Genomic DNA, 1,414 nt, shown 5'->3' with positions numbered 1-1,414 from the left:
GAAGTGGCGGCTCTCGTGTGCAGGTCGGCGGGCCGGTGCCCGGAGGATCAGCCCAGGAGCTGACGCGCCATGACCATGCGGTTGATCTGGTTGGTGCCCTCGTAGATCTGGGTGATCTTGGCGTCGCGCATCATGCGCTCGACCGGGAAGTCGCGGGTGTAGCCCGCGCCGCCGAAGAGCTGCACGGCGTTGGTGGTGACCTCCATCGCGACGTCCGAGGCGAACGTCTTGGACGCCGCGGCCATGAAGCCCAGCTTCTGCCCACCCGGCGCGCTGCCGCGCTCGGCGTTGGCGGCGGCCGTGTACACCATGAGACGGGAGGCCTGGACCTTCATCGCCATGTCGGCGAGCATGAACTGGGTGTTCTGGAAGTCCGAGATCGCCTTGCCGAACTGCTTGCGCTCCTTGGTGTAGGCGATCGCCGCGTCGAGCGCACCCTGGGCGAGGCCCACGGCCTGGGCGCCGATGGTCGGGCGGGTGTGGTCCAGGGTCTGCAGCGCGGTCTTGAAGCCGGTGCCCGGCTCGCCGATGATCCGATCACCCGGGATGCGGACGTTCTCGAAGTACAGCTCCGCTGTGGGCGAACCCTTGATGCCCAGCTTCTTCTCGGTCTTCGAGACGCCGAAGCCCTCGTCGTCGGCGTGCACCATGAACGCGGAGATGCCGCCGGCGCCCTTCTCGGGGTCCGTCACGGCCATGACGGTGTACCAGGTGGACTTGCCGCCGTTGGTGATCCACGCCTTGCCGCCGTTGAGGATCCAGTCGTCGCCGTCCTGGCGGGCGCGGGTGCGCATGGCCGCGGCGTCGGACCCGGCCTCGCGCTCCGACAGGGCGTACGAGGCCATCGCGCCCTCGGCGATCCCGGGCAGGACCTGCTGCTTGAGGTCCTCACCTCCGGCCAGGATCAGGCCCATCGTGCCGAGCTTGTTCACGGCCGGGATCAGCGAGGACGAACCGCACACGCGGGCGACCTCCTCGATGACGATGCACGCCGCGACAGAGTCCGCGCCCTGCCCGCCGTACTCCTCCGGCACGTGGACCGCATTGAAGCCCGAGGCGTTGAGCGCGTCGAGCGCCTCCTGCGGGAACCGCTCGTTCTCGTCGACGTCCGCGGCGTGCGGCTCGATCTCCTTCTCGGAGAGGGCACGGATCGCCGCGCGGAGCTCCTCGTGCTCCTCCGCGGGCTGGTACAGGTCGAAGTCGGGGTTACCGGACATGTGCGGTCCTCCAAGAGGGAATCGTCGGTGCTGATCGCGCGGCGGACACCGTCCGGGGCACCTCCCGGCGATGCCGACGACGCACCTTCACCGTCGATATCGCCGCGGGGTCTGACGTGCCGCGCCCGGCCATCCAAGTTACCAGTCGGGCACCGCCCGCCCCGCCCGGGCGGCGGGCCTCCCGGGCGGGGCGGACG

The 1,414-nt window shown here is 70.0% G+C and carries 1 protein-coding gene; it reads right to left on the bottom strand.

What is annotated here, in order from left to right; translation table 11 throughout:
* Positions 1-47 precede the first annotated feature (47 nt).
* Positions 48-1,217 carry an acyl-CoA dehydrogenase family protein gene (locus G6020_RS15350; RefSeq protein ID WP_179524769.1) on the bottom strand — a complete coding sequence of 390 codons (1,170 nt, stop codon included), beginning with the start codon at positions 1,215-1,217 and terminating at the stop codon, positions 48-50.
* Between the last annotated feature and the right edge of the window lie 197 nt (positions 1,218-1,414).

Origin of the sequence: Dietzia sp. B19, assembly GCF_014145155.1 — a bacterium.
GTDB classification, from domain to species: Bacteria; Actinomycetota; Actinomycetes; order Mycobacteriales; family Mycobacteriaceae; genus Dietzia; species Dietzia natronolimnaea.
Note: the sequence above shows the minus strand (reverse complement) of the source record. Positions and strands in the feature narration are given on the sequence as shown.

Excerpts from the sequence above, each read along its gene's own strand:
- G6020_RS15350 (WP_179524769.1), bottom strand. The coding sequence starts at position 1,217 with ATGTCCGGTAACCCCGACTTCGACCTGTACCAGCCCGCGGAGGAGCAC.